This window comes from Actinoallomurus liliacearum, assembly GCF_039542035.1.
Classification (GTDB): domain Bacteria; phylum Actinomycetota; class Actinomycetes; order Streptosporangiales; family Streptosporangiaceae; genus Actinoallomurus; species Actinoallomurus liliacearum.
The window spans coordinates 977,709-995,802 of record NZ_BAABHJ010000005.1; the positions used below are offsets into that span (position 1 = coordinate 977,709).

Annotated in this window: 19 protein-coding genes; 12 read left to right on the top strand and 7 right to left on the bottom strand. The window is 71.0% G+C overall.

Annotated features, from left to right (window positions below):
- Positions 1–73 precede the first annotated feature (73 nt).
- From ABD978_RS12550 to ABD978_RS12565, 4 genes are read left to right on the top strand one after another with little or no spacing between them, the layout of a single operon-like run.
- Positions 74–2,623, top strand: a complete 2,550-nt coding sequence (locus ABD978_RS12550; protein ID WP_345353244.1) for an FtsK/SpoIIIE domain-containing protein — start codon at positions 74–76, stop codon at positions 2,621–2,623.
- 13 nt (positions 2,624–2,636) lie between these two features.
- The gene (locus ABD978_RS12555; RefSeq protein ID WP_345353246.1) at positions 2,637–3,269 is read left to right on the top strand and encodes a hypothetical protein; all 633 of its coding nucleotides are present in this window, start codon (positions 2,637–2,639) and stop codon (positions 3,267–3,269) included.
- A gap of 49 nt (positions 3,270–3,318) precedes the next feature.
- Positions 3,319–3,828, top strand: a complete 510-nt coding sequence (locus ABD978_RS12560) for a PH domain-containing protein (protein WP_345353248.1) — start codon at positions 3,319–3,321, stop codon at positions 3,826–3,828.
- Positions 3,829–4,809 (top strand): adenylate/guanylate cyclase domain-containing protein, encoded by a 981-nt coding sequence (locus ABD978_RS12565; RefSeq protein ID WP_345353250.1) that lies wholly within the window; start codon positions 3,829–3,831, stop codon positions 4,807–4,809. It abuts the gene before it with no gap.
- Between the two features lie 77 nt (positions 4,810–4,886).
- Here ABD978_RS12565 and ABD978_RS12570 read toward each other — a convergent pair whose 3' ends face one another.
- Positions 4,887–5,420 carry a YbhB/YbcL family Raf kinase inhibitor-like protein gene (locus ABD978_RS12570; protein WP_345353252.1) on the bottom strand — a complete coding sequence of 178 codons (534 nt, stop codon included), beginning with the start codon at positions 5,418–5,420 and terminating at the stop codon, positions 4,887–4,889.
- Between the two features lie 93 nt (positions 5,421–5,513).
- On the opposite strand from ABD978_RS12570, the gene ABD978_RS12575 reads away from it, so the two are divergent.
- From ABD978_RS12575 to ABD978_RS12585, 3 genes are all read left to right on the top strand, one after another.
- Positions 5,514–6,218, top strand: a complete 705-nt coding sequence (locus ABD978_RS12575) for a GntR family transcriptional regulator (protein ID WP_345353254.1) — start codon at positions 5,514–5,516, stop codon at positions 6,216–6,218.
- A 112-nt stretch (positions 6,219–6,330) separates the two neighbouring features.
- Positions 6,331–8,400 (top strand): RNA degradosome polyphosphate kinase, encoded by a 2,070-nt coding sequence (locus ABD978_RS12580; RefSeq protein WP_345353256.1) that lies wholly within the window; start codon positions 6,331–6,333, stop codon positions 8,398–8,400.
- Positions 8,390–9,268 carry an NUDIX hydrolase gene (locus tag ABD978_RS12585; RefSeq protein ID WP_345353258.1) on the top strand — a complete coding sequence of 293 codons (879 nt, stop codon included), beginning with the start codon at positions 8,390–8,392 and terminating at the stop codon, positions 9,266–9,268. The genes ABD978_RS12580 and ABD978_RS12585 overlap by 11 nt, the downstream gene beginning before the upstream one ends.
- Positions 9,269–9,278: 10 nt before the next feature.
- Here the strand turns inward: ABD978_RS12585 and ABD978_RS12590 are convergent, their stop codons facing one another.
- Positions 9,279–10,754: an MDR family MFS transporter gene (locus ABD978_RS12590; protein ID WP_345353260.1), complete on the bottom strand. Its 1,476-nt coding sequence runs from the start codon at positions 10,752–10,754 to the stop codon at positions 9,279–9,281.
- 114 nt (positions 10,755–10,868) lie between these two features.
- Here ABD978_RS12590 and ABD978_RS12595 point away from each other — a divergent pair, with 114 nt between their 5' ends.
- Positions 10,869–11,615 carry a TetR/AcrR family transcriptional regulator C-terminal domain-containing protein gene (locus tag ABD978_RS12595; protein WP_345353262.1) on the top strand — a complete coding sequence of 249 codons (747 nt, stop codon included), beginning with the start codon at positions 10,869–10,871 and terminating at the stop codon, positions 11,613–11,615.
- Positions 11,616–11,825: 210 nt separating this feature from the next.
- Positions 11,826–12,002: a hypothetical protein gene (locus tag ABD978_RS12600; RefSeq protein WP_345353264.1), complete on the top strand. Its 177-nt coding sequence runs from the start codon at positions 11,826–11,828 to the stop codon at positions 12,000–12,002.
- A 339-nt stretch (positions 12,003–12,341) separates the two neighbouring features.
- Here ABD978_RS12600 and ABD978_RS12605 read toward each other — a convergent pair whose 3' ends face one another.
- On the bottom strand, positions 12,342–13,196 hold the full coding sequence (locus ABD978_RS12605) for a helix-turn-helix domain-containing protein (RefSeq protein ID WP_345353266.1): 855 nt from the start codon (positions 13,194–13,196) through the stop codon (positions 12,342–12,344).
- Between the two features lie 175 nt (positions 13,197–13,371).
- Here ABD978_RS12605 and ABD978_RS12610 point away from each other — a divergent pair, with 175 nt between their 5' ends.
- Positions 13,372–13,869 carry an ATP-binding protein gene (locus ABD978_RS12610; RefSeq protein WP_345353268.1) on the top strand — a complete coding sequence of 166 codons (498 nt, stop codon included), beginning with the start codon at positions 13,372–13,374 and terminating at the stop codon, positions 13,867–13,869.
- Complete coding sequence (locus ABD978_RS12615) at positions 13,866–14,147, top strand: hypothetical protein (RefSeq protein ID WP_345353270.1); 282 nt, start codon at positions 13,866–13,868, stop codon at positions 14,145–14,147. The genes ABD978_RS12610 and ABD978_RS12615 overlap by 4 nt, the downstream gene beginning before the upstream one ends.
- 311 nt (positions 14,148–14,458) lie before the next feature.
- On the opposite strand, the gene ABD978_RS12620 is transcribed toward ABD978_RS12615, so the two are convergent.
- Complete coding sequence (locus ABD978_RS12620; RefSeq protein WP_345353272.1) at positions 14,459–15,130, bottom strand: class I SAM-dependent methyltransferase; 672 nt, start codon at positions 15,128–15,130, stop codon at positions 14,459–14,461.
- Between the two features lie 223 nt (positions 15,131–15,353).
- Here ABD978_RS12620 and ABD978_RS12625 point away from each other — a divergent pair, with 223 nt between their 5' ends.
- The gene (locus tag ABD978_RS12625; protein ID WP_345353274.1) at positions 15,354–15,920 is read left to right on the top strand and encodes a pentapeptide repeat-containing protein; all 567 of its coding nucleotides are present in this window, start codon (positions 15,354–15,356) and stop codon (positions 15,918–15,920) included.
- Positions 15,921–15,945: 25 nt separating this feature from the next.
- On the opposite strand, the gene ABD978_RS12630 is transcribed toward ABD978_RS12625, so the two are convergent.
- Genes ABD978_RS12630 through bfr form a run of 3 tightly spaced genes read right to left on the bottom strand, consistent with a single transcriptional unit; the run spans position 15,946 to position 18,087 of the window.
- Entirely contained in the window at positions 15,946–16,374 is a 429-nt protein-coding gene (locus ABD978_RS12630) for a hypothetical protein (RefSeq protein WP_345353276.1), read from the bottom strand.
- Positions 16,375–16,423: 49 nt separating this feature from the next.
- Positions 16,424–17,611: a DUF2786 domain-containing protein gene (locus ABD978_RS12635; RefSeq protein WP_345353278.1), complete on the bottom strand. Its 1,188-nt coding sequence runs from the start codon at positions 17,609–17,611 to the stop codon at positions 16,424–16,426.
- Positions 17,608–18,087, bottom strand: a complete 480-nt coding sequence (gene bfr / locus ABD978_RS12640; protein ID WP_345353280.1) for a bacterioferritin — start codon at positions 18,085–18,087, stop codon at positions 17,608–17,610. The genes ABD978_RS12635 and bfr overlap by 4 nt, the downstream gene beginning before the upstream one ends.
- Positions 18,088–18,094: the final 7 nt, after the last annotated feature.

Here is an 18,094-nt window from a genome sequence, read left to right on the forward strand (position 1 = left end):
CCGCACACCAGCACGTCCCCGACCGAGGTCCATCGCCCACCGCCCTCTGCGTGAAAGCCGCAGGAACCCCCACATGACGCTCAAGCCCGGCGATCTCGTTGCCGCCGTGCGCAAGGACATCCGGCAGGCGCGTGGTGCCATCCGCGCCCGCAGGAGCAGGCTCGACGAAGAGATCGCCCAGGCCGAGGCCGCGGTCGAGCAGAGCCGCCGGGACGTCGCGGCGACCAGCGGCCCGGAGACCGCGATGGCGGTCGCCGGCTGGCGGGAGCTGGCCGCCGAGGCCGCGCCCGGCGCCGCGTCCGCGCCCTGGACCGACTGGCCGGCCGAGCCGGAGCCGGCCGACTCCGGGCCGTGCCTGTACCGCGTCGGCACGGCCGCCGGTGAGGTTCCCGCCCTCGTCCCGCTGCTGGACTCCGGCCACCTGAGGATCACCGGGGGCCAGACGCCGGTCGCCGACGCCGTCGTCGACGCGCTGCTCGTCCGGATCGTCGCCACGACGCGGCCCGGCTCCGTACGGGTGAGCCTGTACGACCCGCGGCGCCTCGGGGCGGGGCTCGGCGGCTTCCACGCGCTGTCCCGGCCGGGGCTGCTCACCGTGTACGGCGTCGAAGAGTTCAAGGACCTCCTCGGCTCGCTGGACCGCGACATCCGGCGCATCCAGCGCGACGTGCTCGGCGGCGGGCACTCCTCGCTCGCGGAGCTGGCCGCGGCCACCGGCCGGCGGCCCGAGCCGTGGCAGGTCGTGATCGTGCAGAGCCCGGTGCGCGGCCTCCGCGACGACGAGGTCGCCCACCTGACCAGCGTGATGCACGCCGGCGCGGCCTGCGGCATCCACGTGATCTGCCGCGACGTGCCGGTCGAGGACGCGCCGGGCATCGAGGCGGTCGACATCACGGCGGACGGCCGCGTCACCACCTCGATGACCGGCGAGCTGGAGGTGACGGTCGAGCCGCCGCCGCCCGAGCTGGTCCGCGCGGTGTGCGAGCGCGCCGCCCGCTGGGCGGGCATCGAACGCGACCCGCCGCGCTTCGCCGAGCTCGTCCCGCACCGGATGTGGAGCGAGTCGTCGGCGGCCGGCGTGCGCGCCCCGATCGGCGAGGACGTCGACCGGTACGAGCCGGTGGAGGTCTTCCTCGGCGACGACCCGGTGCACGCGCTCGTCGGCGGTCCGCCCGGCTCCGGCAAGACGAACTTCCTCTACGCCATGATCGGGTCGATGGCCGCGCGGTACTCACCCGACGAGCTGGAGTTCTACCTGCTGGATTTCAAGGAGGGCGTGTCGTTCGCCCGCCTGGCCAGCGGCCGTACCGACAAGACGTGGCTGCCGCACGCCCGGCTCATCGGCGTGAACATCAACAACGACCGGGAGTTCGGCCTGGCGCTGCTGCGCTTCCTGGCCCGCGAGCTCGAGCGCCGGGGCGCCGCCGCCCGCGAGCACGAGGTCACCAAGCTGGAGGAGCTGCGGGCCGTCGACCCGGACGGGCACTGGCCGCGCATCGTCGCGGTGATCGACGAGTTCCAGGTGCTGATCCAGCAGCAGGACAAGATCACCGACGAGTCGCTGTACCTCCTCAACGACCTGGCCCGCCGGGGCCGGTCCCAGGGCATCCACCTCGTCCTGGCCAGCCAGAACGTCAGCGGTGTGCAGTCGCTGTGGGGACGCGGGGCCATCCTCGACCAGTTCACGCTGCGGATCGCGCTGCCCAAGGCGCGCCGCATCCTCGCCGACGACAACTTCGCCGCGTCGCAGGTCGCGCGCTTCTGCGCGGTCGTGAACGCCGAGTCGGGCGCGCGGCAGGCCAACCGCATCGCCCGGCTGCCGGACGCCGGCGTCGCGGGCACGTTCGACGCGCTGCAGCGGGAGCTGTGGCAGCGCCGCCCCGAGCACCTCGCGCCGCCCCGCATCTTCGACGGCGCGCACGTGCCCGAGCTGATGACCGCGCCGGTCCTGCCGCCGGGCGAGAGCGCGGTCGGCCAGCTCATCGACCTGGCCGGCAGCCCGGCGACCGTGCGCTTCGACCGCGCGCCCGGCCGCAACCTCGCGGTGGTCGGCACCCGTGCCGACGAGGCGTACGACGTGCTGGCCTCGGCGGTGCTGTCGCTGTCCCGCGGGCACGCGCCCGGGTCGGCGGTCTTCCGGCTGTACGCGCTGGACGGGCAGCTCGAGCCACGGGTCGGGCTGCTGGCCCGGCGGCTGGCCGACGACGGCCACGAGGTGACGCTCGGCGGCGACCTGCCCGAGCCCGCCGACCGGGACGTGCCCGAGTACCTCGCGCTGTTCGCGGTGGACGCCGGGACCGGTCGCTCGGACGACCTGCGCCGGGCGATCCGCCGCCTCGTCGAGCACGGCCCGGAACGCCGGATGCACGTGCTCGGCTGGTGGCGGACGACGGACCGGCTCAAGGCCGACGTCGTCGAGCGCGTCGGGTCGGTCCGCAACATGGACGCGTGGGTCGCCCTGGACGTACGGGACAGTGAGCTGTCGCCGCTGCCGGGCGGTCAGCTGCTGAGCTGGAGCCCGCGTCACCGGCGGGCGCTGTTCCATGACCAGCGCACCGGCGTGCCGCCCCAGCCGATCATCCCGTTCGAGGTGATGAGCGAGTCCGGGGACGGTGCCGGGTGAGGGCGGAGGGCTGATGACGGACCCGCAGGCGGCACGGCGCGCGTACAAGGAGTACGCGGCCGAGGCCGGCCGGAGGCTGCTGGCCGCGGAGGGGGCCCGGCGCGGCCTGGCGGAGGCCGAGGAGCGGCGGACGGCGGCGTACGCCTCCGTCGAACAGGAGTGGGCGCGCCTCGACGGTCTGGAGGAGCGGGCCGCCGGCGTCTGGCGGGAGCTGACCACCCGCTTCGGATCGCACACGGTCGGCCCGCTTCCGGAGCCCGCCGACGACGTACGGCCCGACCAGGCCGCCGCCGAGCTGGTGGGGGAGGCGCACCGGCGCGTGCGCGAGCCGGTGCACTATCCCCTCACCGGCCGCTACATCCAGATGGCGGTGCTGGGCTTCGTGGTGGCCGTGGTCGTCACCGCCGTCGGCTTCGAGCTCGCCGAGAGCCTGCGCGGCCTGGGGCAGGTGCGGCTGGTCCTGGTGTACGGGCCGGTGCTGGCGGCGCCCTGGCTCGGGCAGCTCGCGGCGGGCGGCTGGATCCGGCTCCGTACGTCGCACGAGGAGCGCGAGTACGCCGTCGACACCGCGACCGGCGGTCTGGTCGGCGGCGGCGGGGTGTGGCTCATCGCCCTCATCGTCATCGTCATGCACTTCGTAACCTGATCAGCACTCTGATCGTCGTAGACCGTCGGTTTCTGTCAGGATTGCGGCCATGGGTCTTGCGAAGAGCTCGTTGGGCGGGGACGAGGAGATCGTCCTCGAGTTCCACCCGCACTGGTCGACACTGGTCGGCACGATCTTCTGGTCGGTCGTGACGGTGGTCGTGGCCGCGGTCGCCATCTTCTTCATCCCGGGCGGCGGCGCACAGACGATCATCCGCCTGATCATCGCGGCGGTCGCGGTCGTCGTGATCCTCGTCTTCGGGCTGGTCCCCTTCCTGCGCTGGGTGACCACCTCCTACACGCTCACGAATCGGCGGTTCGTGCTGCGGCACGGCATCCTGTCCCGCTCCGGGCGTGACATCCCGCTCACCCGGGTCAACGACGTGTCGTTCGAGCACAACCTCATCCAGCGGATGCTGGGCACCGGCACGCTGATCGTCGAGTCGGGCGGTGAGCACGGCCAGCTCGTCCTGAAGAACATCCCCCGCGTCGAGTACGCCCAGAACCAGCTCTACCGGATCGTCGAGGAGCTGACCGACGGCGACGGCGTCAAGCCGTAGATGAGCGACGCGCCGGAGCCCAGGGAGATCGAGGAGCTCCTCCTCGGCGGCGAGCTGAGGTTCACCCGGGTCGACGCGATCGAACGCGCCGGGGTGTCGCAGGAGTTCACCCAGCGGCTGTGGCGGGCCTTCGGCTTCCCGCACCTCGCCGACGACACGGTCGCCTTCACCGAGGGCGACCTCGACGCGCTCGTCCGGATCAAGGACATCCTCGGCGAGGGCGTGCTGGACGCGGAGATGGTCCTGCGGATGGTCCGCGCCGTCGGCCAGACGATGGCGCGGCTCGCCGAGTGGCAGGTCGACATCATCGTCGGCGCGCTCGCCGACCCCCTGCAGCCGCCCTCGCCGGACGTCGTCCGTCTCATCGTGGACCACGCCGAGAGCCACGTCGCAGCGCTGGAACCGCTCCTCGTCCACGCGTGGCGACGGCAGCTCGCCGCCGCCGGCACCCGCGCGCTGACCGCGTCGGCGGCGGAGGACGCCGTGCCGGGACGCCTCCGGGTCGCGGTGGGCTTCGCCGACATCGTGGGGTTCACCGCGACCAGCCGGAACCTCGGCGAGCTGGAGCTGGCCGAGCTGGTCGAACGCTTCGAGGAGACCGCCTCCGACGTCGTGGCCGAGCACGGCGGCCGGATCGTCAAGACCCTGGGCGACGAGGTCCTCTACACCGCCGACACCCCCACGCTGGGCGCGGAGATCGGGCTGCGCATCGCCGAGGCGGTACGCGCCGGGGGCGATATGGACGTGCGGGTCGGCATGGCGTACGGCCTGGTGCTCTCGCTGATGGGCGACGTGTTCGGCACGACCGTGAACCTCGCCAGCCGGCTCACCTCGATCGCCCGGCCCGGCACCGTCCTGGCCGACGCCGGTCTGGCGGACGGCCTGCGCGACGACGGCGCGTACGAACTGGTCCGCATCGGCCGCCGCCCGGCCCGCGGCCTCGGCGTCATCCAGCCGTACGTCGTCCGCCGCGCCCGCTAGCGACGCCGAGCGGCGGTCGCCGCAACGAGGATGGCCCTCGACCACGATCGTGGTCGAGGGCCATCCTCGTTCTGATCTCAGGCGGGGGTTTCGGCGGTGGCGGTCAGGACCGCGCGGCCGAGGATGTGACCGGCCATGGTGAAGCCGAGGAGGGCCGGCGTGGCGTCGGCCGGAACGCCGATGGACTCGACGTCGAGGGCGTGCACCACGAGGAAGTAGCGGTGCGGGCCGTGCCCGGCCGGCGGGGCGGCGCCGATGTAGCGGGCCACGCGGGCGTCGTTGGGCAGTTGGAAGGCGCCTTCGGGTAGGCCCGAGCCGGTGTCGTCGCCGGCGCCCTCGGGCAGTTCGGTGACGGTGGCGGGGATGTCGGCGACCGCCCAGTGCCAGAACCCGGACCCGGTGGGGGCGTCGGGGTCGTAGACGGTGACGGCGTAGCTCTTGGTGCCTTCCGGAGCGCCGCTCCAGGACAGGTGCGGGGAGACGTCCTTCCCGCCGGGGACGCCGGAGGACCACTGCTCGGGCGACCAGGCGGCGCCGTCCGTGACGTTGGTGCTGGTGACGGTGAAGGAGGCCGCCTCGGGGAGGCGGGCGAAGGGGTCGTTGACGCTCATCGCGTCCTGCCTTTCCGGCTGTGCTGGAGACGATCGATGAATCGACGATAGCACGAATAATCGATTATCTATCCGATCGTCTATCCTGCAGGCATGAGCCAGACGACCCAGACCCCGCCCTCGCCGGGGAAGCAGATGCTCTCCGAGCAGGTCTACGAACACCTGCGGGACGCGATCATGCGCGGGGACTACGCCCCCGGTGACGCCCTCAAACCGCAGGACCTCGCCAAGGAACAGGGCGTGAGCCTGGCCATCGTGCGCGAGGCGCTCGTGCGGGTGGTCGGCGAGGGGCTCGCCGACCGGCTGCCCAACCGCGGGTTCGCCGTTCCCGCCTTCTCCGACCGCCGCTGGCAGGAGATCGCGGAGGCCCGCCGGACCATCGAACCGGTCGTGCTGCGCATGTCCATCGAGCGCGGTGACGTCGACTGGGAGGCCCGCGTACGAGCCGCCCACCACCGCCTGGTCCGTACCCCGGAGTACGCGCCGGAGGAGGGCGAGTACTACACCAGCGCCTGGTCCGAGGCCCACCGGCTCTTCCACCGCACCCTGCTGGAGGGGTGCGGCAACCCCGTCCTGCTGGAGACCTTCGACCGGATGTGGACCGCGAGCGAGTTGGCGCGCCGCTGGTCGGCGCAGCGCAACCCCGACCGGGACGGGATCGCCGAGCACCGCCGGCTGGAGGAGGCGGCGCTGGCCCGCGACGCCGACACCGCGGCCGAGGTGCTGGCCCGGCATCTCACTCTGACCGCCGCCGGACTGGCCGGTCGTATCGGCCGGGAACCCGCCGAGGAGGCCTGACGCGCGTCACCGACCTGGCCGGGTCTTTGCCGGTCAGCGGGGTGACGGGGGAAATCGGACCGGCAACATCTCGTTCGCTTTCCGTTCACCAAAAATGGGGACCATATACCTCATGAGTGTTGAACCAGGGCATTTTGCTCGTTCCGCGGACGGGCTGCCGGAGGATCGGTTTCTTGATCGAGAAGAGAGCTGGCTCCGGTTCAACCAGCGCGTCCTGGACCTGGCCGCCGACCCGTCGCTGCCGCTGCTCGAGCGCGTACGGTTCCTGTCGATCTTCGCGACCAACCTGGACGAGTTCTTCATGGTGCGGGTCGCCGGGCTGACCCGGCGCATGGCCACCGGAATCGCCGTGCAGAGCGCCAGCGGCCGCCAGCCCCGCGAGGTGCTCGCGCACACCTCCGAGGTCGCGCGCGAGCTGATGCTCGAGCACGCCGCCCTCTTCCGCGAGGAGATCCTGCCGGCCCTCGCCAAGGAGGGGATCGAGGTCCTGCGCTGGGACGAGCTGGCCGACACCGAGAAGGAGAGCCTGAACCGCCTGTTCCGGCGGCAGATCTACCCCGTGCTGACGCCCCTGGTGGTCGACCCGGCGCACCCCTTCCCGTACATCTCCGGGCAGTCCCTCAACCTGGCGGTGCTGGTCCGCGATCCGGAGATCGGCACGACCATGTTCGCGCGCGTCAAGGTCCCGCCGCTGCTGCCGCGGTTCCTGGAGGCGTCGCCGTCGCGGTTCGTGCCGCTGGAGGACGTGATCGCCGAGAACCTGCCGGCGCTGTTCACCGGGACCGAGATCCTCGAGCACCACGCCTTCCGGGTCACCCGCAACCAGGACCTGGAGGTCGACGAGGACATCGCCGAGGACCTCCTGCAGGCCCTCGAACGCGAGCTGCTGCGCCGCAGGTTCGGGCCCGTCGTACGCCTGGAGGTCGAGGAGTCGATCACCCCGGAGGTCCTCGACCTGCTGATGACCGAGCTGGAGGTCGACGAGCGCGCTGTGTACCGCGTGCCCGGCCCGCTCGACCTCGGTGGCATGTCCGCCATCGCGGACCTGGACCGCAGCGAGCTGAAGTACCCGCCGTTCGTCCCGTCCGAGGCGGCGCTGCCGCACGACACCGACATCTTCGCCACCCTGCGCGACCACGACGTCCTCGTCCAGCACCCGTACGACTCCTTCACCACGAGCGTCGAGCGCCTCATCGAGGACGCCGCCGCCGACCCGCAGGTCCTGGCGATCAAGCAGACGCTGTACCGCACGAGCGGTGACTCGCCGATCATCGACGCCCTCATCGACGCCGCCGAGGCGGGTAAGCAGGTCGTCGTGGTCGTCGAGATCAAGGCGCGGTTCGACGAGCAGGCGAACATCACCTGGGCGCGCAAGCTGGAGCGCGCCGGCTGTCACGTGGTGTACGGCTTCGTCGGCCTCAAGACCCACTGCAAGGTCGCGCTGGTCGTCCGGCAGGAGTCCGACGGCTCGCTGCGCCGCTACTGCCACATCGGCACCGGCAACTACAACCCCAAGACGGCCCGGATCTACGAGGACTACGGCCTGCTGACCGCCGACCCCGAGGTCGGGCAGGACGTCAGCGCCCTGTTCAACCACCTGACCGGCTACTCGCGGGACACCGACTACCGGCGGCTCCTGGTCGCCCCCGACTCCCTGCGGGCCGGGCTGGTCGAGCGCATCGAGCGGGAGATCGAGCACCACGAGCAGGGCCGGCCCGCGCGCATCCGATTCAAGTGCAACGCCCTGGTCGACGAGGTGCTCATCGACGCCCTCTACCGGGCGTCGCAGGAGGGCGTCCCGATCGACGTGTGGGTCCGCGGCATCTGCGCGCTCCGCCCCGGTGTGCCCGGCATGTCGGAGACGATCCAGGTCCGCAGCATCCTCGGCCGGTTCCTCGAGCACTCCCGGGTGTACGCCTTCGAGAACGGCGGCGAGCACGAGGTCTGGATCGGCAGCGCCGACCTCATGCACCGCAACCTGGACCGCCGGGTCGAGACGCTCGTGCGCGTCACCGACCCGGCCCACTGCGCGGACCTCGTCGGCCGCTTCGACCTCGCGATGGGCCCGAACACCAAGTGCTGGATCCTCGGCGAGAGCGGCGTCTGGACCCGCCACGGGGGAGACATCGACGTGCAGACCAACCTGATGCGGGCACGCCGCTGGAGGACCGTTGAATCCTGATCCCCCGGGGACGATCCGCGCCGCCGGCGCGGTCCTGTGGCGGCCCGGCCCGGACGGCCGGCCGCTCGTCGCACTGATCCACCGCCCCCGGTACGACGACTGGTCCTTCCCGAAGGGCAAGGTCGACCGCGACGAGCACGTCGTACGCGCCGCCGCCCGCGAGGTCTGGGAGGAGACCGGCGTCTGGCCGGTGCTCGGCCGCCGGCTGCGCACGGTCCGCTATGCGGTGCGAGGCCGCCCGAAGCGGGTCGACTACTGGGCGGCGACCGGGGAGGAGGCCCGGTTCGTCCCGAGTGAAGAGGTCGACCGGATCGAGTGGCTGCCGATCGCCGAGGCGGAGCGGTGTCTCAGCCACGACCACGACCGCGACGTGCTGCGAGAGTTCGCCGCCGGTCCCTTGCGCACCACGCCGTACATCGTCCTCCGGCACGCCGCCGCCGGGCAGAAGCGGGACTGGGAGGACGACGACCTGCTGCGCCCCCTCGACCAGGAGGGACGCGCGCAGGCCCAGCGGCTCGACGACGTGCTCGTCTGTTACGGCCCGGCGCGGGTGATCAGCTCGGCGACGGCCCGCTGCCTCGAGACGGTCCTGCCCTACGCCGCCCGGACCGCCGCGGACGTCCGCACCGACTGGGCCGTCACCGTCGGCACCGCCAAGGCCCCGGGCGACCGCCTCGCCGAACTCCTCGCCGACGGCGTCCCCGTGGTGATCTGCACCCACGGGGAACTCGTGCCCGACCTGATCACCCGGGCCTGTGAGGAACTCGGCGCCCGGCCCCCGGAGGATCCCAAGCTCCCGAAGGGCGGCTTCTGGGTCCTCCAGGTCGCCGATCGTGCCCTTGCCTCCATCGAACATCACACCTGCTGATCCCGACGGTTCATGCGGCGCCGCGCCTGCGCGGAACCAGCAGCACGGGGACCAGCGTGACCGCCAGGAGCGCCGCCGCCCACCAGAACGTGTCCGTGAACGCCGAGGTGAGCTGCGCGGGCGTCTGCGCGGTGCGGTGGGTCACGGCGTCCTTGAGGTTGCCGGTCGCGCCCGGCACCTCGGCGCGGATCATGATCTGGAGGAGGATCGTGAGGATCGCGGTGCCGAACGAGCTGCCGACCCGGATGAGGATGCTGGCGCCGGTCGTCGCGGCGGGCACCGACTCACGCGGGATCCCCTGGTAGGCGGCCGCCATCAGGACCGGGGACACGGCGCCGTGCCCCAGGCCGATCACCAGTATCAGGGCCATCAGTGTCGGATGGCCGGTGGACGGGTCGATCCGGGTCAGGACCAGCGTCCCGGCCAGCACCAGCGCCACCCCGGCGGTCGCGATCCATCGCGCCCCGTACCGGTCGGTCATCCTCCCCGCCACCGTCATCGTGATCATCGCGCCGAGGCCGAGCGGGGAGATCAGCCATCCCGCGTCCATCGGTGACTCACCCCGCACGACCTGGGAGAACAGCGGCAGTAGCACCGTCAGGCCGAACATCGGAACGCAGTAGACGAACAGCCCGCCGGTCGCGGCGGCGAACGAGCGGTCGCGCAGCAGCCGCACATCGATCAGCGCTCCCGCCCCCTTGCGCAGCGCGTGCGCCACGAACGCCGCGACCAGCATGATGCCGGCCACGACACCGGTCAGGAAGCGGGGGTTCGACAGCCCCGCGCCCTTGCCGGTCTCGGCCAGGCCGTACACCAGCGCGGCCAGGCCGGGGGACAGCAGCAGCATGCCGACGAGGTCCAGCGGCGCGCCCGGGTCGCGCTCGGTGTCGCGGGGCATCATGCGCAGCGCGGCGGCGAGCGCCAGCGCGCAGAACGGGATGTTGATGAAGAACAGCCAGCGCCAGCTGACGCTGTCGAGGATCACGCCGCCGAGCAGCGGGCCGAGCACGGGCGCGAGCATGGCCGGCACCGAGACGATGGTCATCACCCGGCCCATCCGATCGGGCCCGGCGGCCCGGGCCAGTACGGTCTGGCCGATCGGCATCAGCATGCCGCCGCCGACGCCCTGCAGGATCCGGAAGGCGATCAGGGCGGGTACCGACCAGGCCAGTCCGCACAGCAGCGAGCCGGAGATGAACAGCACGAGCGAGGTCAGCCACATCGTGCGCGCGCCGAAGCGGCGGACCGACCAGCCGGTGAGTGGAATGGCCATGGACAGGGCCAGCGTGTAGCCGGTCATCACCCACTGGATCGACGACAACGAGGCGTCGAAGTCCTTGCCGAGGGTGGTGACGGCGACGTTCACGATCGTGGTGTCGAGGATCGTCATGATCGTCCCGAGCAGCACGACGATCGCCAGCCGACGCAGCTCGGGATCGATGCCGCGCCGGTCGGCGGCGGGTTCGCGGGTGGGTGCGGTGGTCATCCGGTCTTCTCTCGGTGAGGTTTCCGTACGCTGTATCGCTAAGACCGTACAGCGTATCGCTCAATACGTACACCGTCTCGGTAGCGCCGTACGATGTACGGGTAGGATTCGGGTATGACCATCGATGGGGACCGGCCGTCCGGGACACCCGAGCGCTACCAGCGCGCCGGCGACCGCAAACGCGCCACCGAGCCGGTGTGGTCCCGCCCTCGCGGTGGGCGCCGGCCCAAGCTCAGCCGGGAGGCGATCGTGGCTGCCGCCATCGCGATCGCCGACGCCGAGGGACTGGACGCCGTCTCGATCCGGCGCATCGCGAGCGAGCTCGGCGTGCGTGCCATGAGCCTCTACACGCACATCGACGCCAAGGAGGACCTCCTCGACCTCATGCACGACGAGGTGGCCGCCGAGGTGCTGATCGAGGGAGAGTTGCCCGCCGACTGGCGCGAGGCGCTCCGGCGGATCGCCGACAAGGAACGGGAGACCGGACTGCGGCACCCGTGGCTGTTCCAACTCGTGGGGCGTTCGCCACGGGTCGGGCCCAACGGGCTTATGCACGCCGAGCAGGTCTTCGCGGCCGCGAGTCGGCTCACCGACGATCCGCGCGAGATGCTGGCCATCGTGACGGCCATCGACCATTACATGCTCGGCTATACGCTCCGCGCGCACCACAGCCCGGAAGGCGAAACGGGCGCCCTGGGCGGCATCGAGGAACAGCCCTATGTGCGAAGCCTCCTGGCCGACGGGCGGTTCCCGCACCTGAAGCCGGTGCTCGATGCGGGGATCCACGCCCAGGAGGACTTCCAGCAGGGCCTTACCTGGATCCTGGACGGCATCGAACGCGAGTACGGCGGACGCCGCTAGCAATGAATGGCCGGCCTGCCTTTGAGACAGGCCCTAGGTCGGTCGTCATGGCTCGCGGCGACCGGCGTCACCCCGAAAGCGCGGCCGGAGAACGCAGGCGGCAACGCCTTCGTCGTGCAGGGCGCCGCCGGAAACGTGCTCATCGATTCGCCACGGTTCACCGCGGCACTGCGTGGTTGGATCCAACATGATCTCGGCGCGGAGCCGTACATGTGCTGGTACTCATGGACCGTCCAGGTCGACTCACTCGAACGGCTCAGCCGCCACGCGTTCACGCGGGTCGTGCCCACTCACGGCACGATCAGCCCCACGCTCGAACCGAGCGACATGCGCCAGCGGCTGCAGGCGCTGGTCACCCGCCTCCGCCACGACCTGACAGACGAATAGCCCCGGAGCCCTCCCCGCTCGACGCGAAATCGCGTGCAGGCTCCCCGTCATCCAGTCGTGCTGATCACTGGCGGATGCTGCTGCTAGAACGCAGTATTCGCCAGGGATCGCATCGTGACATCGATCCTGCAGGGGCGACATGCCTTCGTCGGTGAGTCGAGTTAGGCCGCAGAGAGCCCCCGGCCGACGGCGCGGGGGCTTCCTCGCTGCTCAGCTGTTGACGACGGCGACTTCGACGCAGGCGTCTTGCTGCTGCGAGCGCAACGCCTTGCGCCAGTCGATCTCGTGGGTCACGTCTCGGGGTGAGTCCATGGGCGCACGTTCTCTAGTAGTGGGCGGTCAGGTTCCGGCTACCTCGGTGGCCAGCTTCGAGATCGTAGCCTCTGGGCTCAGAGCCTTCCCGATGAGACGACGGAAGACACGTTCGTACCGCTTCACGTCCTTTGCTTCCTCGATGAGAAGCTCGCCCGCGATCGTCGGGACGTAGACGGCGGCGGGATCGCCCTCGAAGGACAGGATCGTGAAAGGTCCCCCGGTGCCCGGGTGCGGGCCGGCGTCGTACGGCAGGAGCTGGACGATCACGTGCGGGAGGTTCGCCAGCTCGATCAGCCGCTGGATCTGCTCACGCATGACCTTCGGGCCGCCCACCGGTCGATGCAGAGCCGCCTCATCGATGACCATCTGCAGGCTCACTGGATCGTCGGCGATCAGAATTTGCTGGCGTTCGACCCGAATCTCAACGCGTTTCTCGATCTCCGCCTTGTCGATCTCAGCTGGCCCTTCCTTGATGAGAGCGCGGGCGTACGCCTCGGTCTGCGCCAGGCCGGGGATGACCGCCAGCTCGAAGGTGAGCACCTCGGCCGCTTCGGCCTCGAGACCGATGTAGGTGGAGTACCGCTCGGACAGCATCTCGCGGTAGGCGTGCCACCAGCCTTTCTGGCGGCCTTCGCGCGCCCAGCGCAGGAGTTCCTCGCGCTCGCGGGTGTCGGTGACGCCGTAGATGTCGAGCAGGTCCTGAACGTCGCGCGGGTTGGGCCGCACCCACTGAGCGTCTTCGATCCAGCGTTGTTTCGCCTCGGACCAGTTCGCCTGCTCGGCGACCTCGATGACGCTCAGGCTTTTCTCTGCGCGTAGGCGTCTGAGCTCGGCGGACAGGCGACGTCGGCGCAGAGTCGGGCTGCGACGTTCTGGCATGGGGGCGATGGTATCGACCGTCATTCCGCCCCCTCTCGTGAAACGGCCATACGCCTCAAACTATGAAGCTTAAGGAATGGGCTTGAAACTTTAGGCCCTAAGGTTCAGTGTAGGGCTACCTACTCAGCCCGTCGGGCCTGCCCGCCCCGGCATGACTACGGAGAGTTGATCTCCCGTGACACCTGATCCCGCGGTCATCGCCGACCGCTCCCCATATCCCCCCGCCCCGGCGCCCGCGTATCTTTCACTCCATGTCCGGCGCGACGCCGTACGCGATGCCCGGCGCTTCGCCGCCGACGCGGTGGCCGGGCACCCCTACGACCCGTACGAGGTCGCGCTGCTGGCGTCGGAGCTGACGACCAACGCCGTGCGCGCAGCCGAGGCCATGCACCCCTCCTGGCCGGATGACATCCGGCCGATCGGCGTCGAGGTGACCGTCACCGACCGGTACGCGCACCTGGCCGTCAGCGACCCCGACACCGAGCCCCTGCCCGCCCAGCAGCACGGCGGCCTGCTCGCCGAACGCGGGCGCGGCCTGGCCATCGTCGACCAGCACGCCGCCGCCCGATGGATCATCTACACCGATCACGGCAAGACCGTGCACGCCCTCATCACCGCCCCCGGCGTCATCCTGACGACCGTCGAACTGGCCGAGATTCGGGAGGCGTCGTGATCCGGCGGCTCCTCGCCTCCCTCGGGATCCTGATCACCAAGCCCGACCGATCCGCCTGGCCGCCGCCACGCCGACCTGAGCCGGCGGACCCGTCCCCGGCCCAGCTCGCCGAGGTCCAGGACCTGTGCTCGCAGTGGCTGGTGATGTGGTGCTGGTACCGCCGCGAGTACGCCGCCATCGCGCGATTCGGCCCCGAGTCGACGATCATTTACGACCGCGACCCGCGGCGGTTAGTGTTCCGATGCCGCGCAGCCGAACTGGCGATGCCGATCCCATGAGCCTCGAAATCGAGCAGTCGTTCGCCGCCGTGGGCACGGTGCCGTCGTCGTGGTCACCTTGCCGTCGACCGTGACGGATCGATGACCGGTTTGCCGGACCTGTCACATCACTTTCGACGTCACAGTGGCTGATCGATCCGGCAGAGGACTCCGCGGCCCGGATGGGACAGGCTCCATGCAGCTCGGGGCGGGCGTAACGCTCGGCGAAAGTTCGTGCTGGCGAGTGGTTCGTCCCGGTAAGAGGCCCGTGCTCATGGGGTTCACCGAGCCCTCAACGCCGATCACATGGCCGTACGTATCGCGGAGGTTCGTCAAACACGACTTTCGGAGAGCCGGGCGATCAGGGCGTAGCGCTCGTCGGTCACCGGGGCGCCCCACAGGTCCGCGTGTGCGCTGAGAGGCTCGATTCGCAGGTCGGCGACGAGGGGGCGTACGGCGGCGGCCAGGTCGTGCGCGCCGATCCCGCCGTTCCACGGCAGGAACTCCGCTCCGCTCACGTACGGCGTTCCACGCTGCCCGGACTCACGCCACCGGCCCTCGATCAGTACCAGCTGGCCACCGGGCCGCAGCCGTTTCACCCATTCACGCAGCGCGGCCTCGGGGTCGGGCAGCGTCCACACCAGGTGGCGCGACAGCACGACGTCGAAGACCTCGCCGCCGGTCGGCGGTGCGGCCGCGTCGCCCACCAGGAACCGGCCCGGCAGGCCGGCGGCCTTCAGCTTCTCATGGGCTTGCGAGACCATCCCGGATGCCAGGTCCACGCCTGTTACACGATGCCCGGTCTGCGCCAGCAGCAGGGACAGTGAGCCGGTCCCACACCCGACGTCGAGGACGTCGACCGGGCAGGGCGGCATCCACGTGCGCAGGAGCCGCATCCACGCCGTACGGGTCCGTTCGTCCCTCAGCCCGTGATCCGGCTCGTCGTCGAAGGTCGGTGCGGCCGCGTCCCAATACTCCGCGATGGCAGCGGTGTCGTCGCCCATGACCGGCATCCTCGCAGCCGGCACCGACAGGCCCGGGGCACCGCACTCCGGGGTCGCCTGGGCGGAGCGGACGCCGGTCCGCGTCGGGGACGACGTTCGTCGGTACGCTCGGGCGATGCCGAACTCCCGTCCTCCGACTCGGCTTCGCGAGCCGGCCGCTCCCAGGCTCCCGAGCCGGCTGACACGCGTCGCCGTACCTGACCAACCGCTCGGAGACGACCAGGTGCTGTTGTCCCTGGAGTTGTACGACGGAGGCTGGGCCGGGACGCAGGCCGAGGACGTTGAGGTGAACCGGTGCCGGTTCGCCGATGCTCAGATCCCCGGTGTGGTTCTGCCTCGTGCCAGGCTCGAGGACGTCGAGATGACCCGCTCCGATCTGGCCAACCTGCAGATCATCGATGGCCGAATGTTCACCACCCGCCTGGCGAACTCCAGGCTCACCGGTCTGGCATGGATCGACTGCAGCCTGCGCGACATGGTGTTCACCGACTGCCGCGCCAACCTCGCCCGGTTCCGGATGTCGACACTGCGGGATGTGATCTTCCGCGACTGCGACCTAACGGAGGCCAGCTTCCAGGCCGCCACTCTCAACGGCGTCCTCTTCGAGAACTGCCGCCTGACCGGCACCCAGTTCTCTCAGGCGAAGGTCATCGACGCCCGGTTCAAGGATTGCGATCTGTCAGGCGTGGGCGGGGTCGAGAGTCTTCGCGGTGCGACCGTGTCGTCCGCCGACGCGCAGAGCCTCGTGTGGGCTCTGGCGTCCGCGTTCGGTATCAGGATCGAGGACTAGGAGCAGTGATGGAGCGCCGGTCCGGTCAGGAGTCCGGGAAGAGCCAGAGGTCCTGGGCGGCGGTGGCGTGGAGGAACTGGGCGAGCGCCTCGATGCCGCTCAACGGGACGGTGGTGTCGTCATCGAGCTGGACCTTGTCGACGCCGGAGGTGCGGAGGTCGGCCAGCCAGTGGTCGAGACGGTCGGCGAGCTCGCGGACCTGCGCCGGGTCGAGCAGTTCGTACAGGTTAAACCCGAGCGTGCGGTTGATCCACTCCCGGTAGACCTGGCCGCGGAACCCGGTGAAGTCGCCGTCGGAGGGCCAGAACAGGCCCTCGGGGAAGTCCCGGGGGACGTCCTCGAACGGATCGAGGTCCGCAGGCCCCTCCCACTCCCACGTCACGGGCGTCTGCAGCGTGTCGTGGCCTTTCACCGCCGGGTCTCCCGGGCGGACCGCATAGACATCGAGTCCCATAGCGCTGATCGTCGCACATCGTGATCAGATGTGCCGATAAATGACACGGTCATCGGACCGGTCTGCGGGCACTGAGGTCGGCCTGGTCGGCGGCGGCCTGGCCGGACAGCCAGCCCGCCCGGTCGCTGACGCTCATCCGATGGCCGGTGAGCCGCGGGAACATCGCGGTCATCGCGTCGTCGACGGCCCGGTCGCGGGCGGCGAGGACCGGGAGGAGGTCCGTGCCCGGCGCCTCGGCCGCGGCCTGGTGCTCGGCCGCCTCGGCGGCCTCGGCGAGGCGTTCGCCGATCCGGACGGCGTAGGACGCCAGGAACGACCGGCGGAAGGCGCGGGTGCGGGAGCGGTCGCCGTCCTCGTGGACCAGCGCCGACGTCGCCTGCGCCAGGAGGGACGTGAACAGCAGCTCGACGGCGTCCAGGTCGGCGGGGAAGCCCAGCACGGTCCCGAAACCGAGCGACCTGCTCCAGGCGACGCGGCACCGGTTGGCGTCGGCGACGGCGCCCAGCAGCAGGGCCTTGGGCGCCTCGTACGGGCTGTCGATCGGCAGGCGGCGGCCGATGGGTCCGTCGTCGGCCCATCCGGTCCGCGCGGCGAGGAGCGCGTCGTCGACGCGGTGCCGGGCCATCAGCTCCTGGGCCCGCGCGGTCAGCGCCTCCGCCTCGTCGGGGAACTCGGTCGACTCGGCCTTGGCCAGCAGCGCCTGGATCCGGTCGAGCATCCGCCGGTCGGCGGGGCCGCCGCCCGAAGCGGGCCGGGCGTCGGCCGGGAAGGGCCCAGCGCCGCCCGAAGAGCGGCGGGCGTCACCTGGGGAGGCCCCGGCGCAGCCCGCGAGGGGCCGGGCGTCGCCCGGCGGCGGGCAGAGCATCTCGAGGCGGGGGAGGGTGCGCAGCAGCGCGGTCAGCCACAGGGCGCACTGGACGGCTGTGGCGTGGTCGGTGCCGTTGCGGGTCGTCCACTCGGCGAGGTAGGTGTCGTCGTCCCGCCACCAGGTGGCCGCCCCGAGCGCCGCCAACTGGCCGGACCATCGCTCGTCCACGGTCGCCGCCGCGTACGCGCGCATCTCGGCGGCGATCGCGTCGGTCATCATCCGGCCGGCCCGCCTCCCGTGCGTACGGGTCGCGTGGCGCACGAGGTCGGCCGGCTGCCAGCCCAGCCGCCAGGCCGCCGTGACACCGGCCGTCACGGCGTCCGGCAGCGCGCGGGCCGCTCCGGGTGTCTCTCGGGGCGACCGGATCAATCGCCCGGAGGCTCGGCGAAGCGCTGGAGGTAGAGCGGCTCGCCGAGCTTCTCCAGCAGGTCCAGCTCCATCTCCAGGTAGTCGATGTGCTCCTCCTCGTCCGCCAGGATCTCCTCGAAGATCCGGGCGGACGTGACGTCACCGCGTGAGCGCATGAGGTCGATGCCCGGGCGCAGGCGGTCGACGGCCTCCATCTCGATGGCGAGGTCCGAGCGGAGCTGCTCGGGCACGCTCTGGCCGATGCGCAGCGGGCTCAGGCGCTGGTAGTTCGGCAGGCCCTCGAGAAAGAGGATGCGGTCGGTCAGGCGTTCGGCGTGCCGCATCTCGTCGAACGACTCGGCGCGCGTGTGTTCGGCGAGCTTCGTGAAGCCCCAGTGCTCCTGCATCTTGGCGTGGAGGAAGTACTGGTTGATGGCCGTCAGCTCGGCGGTGAGCTGCTCGTTCAGCAGCCCGATGATCTCCCTGTCACCTTCCATACTTCAC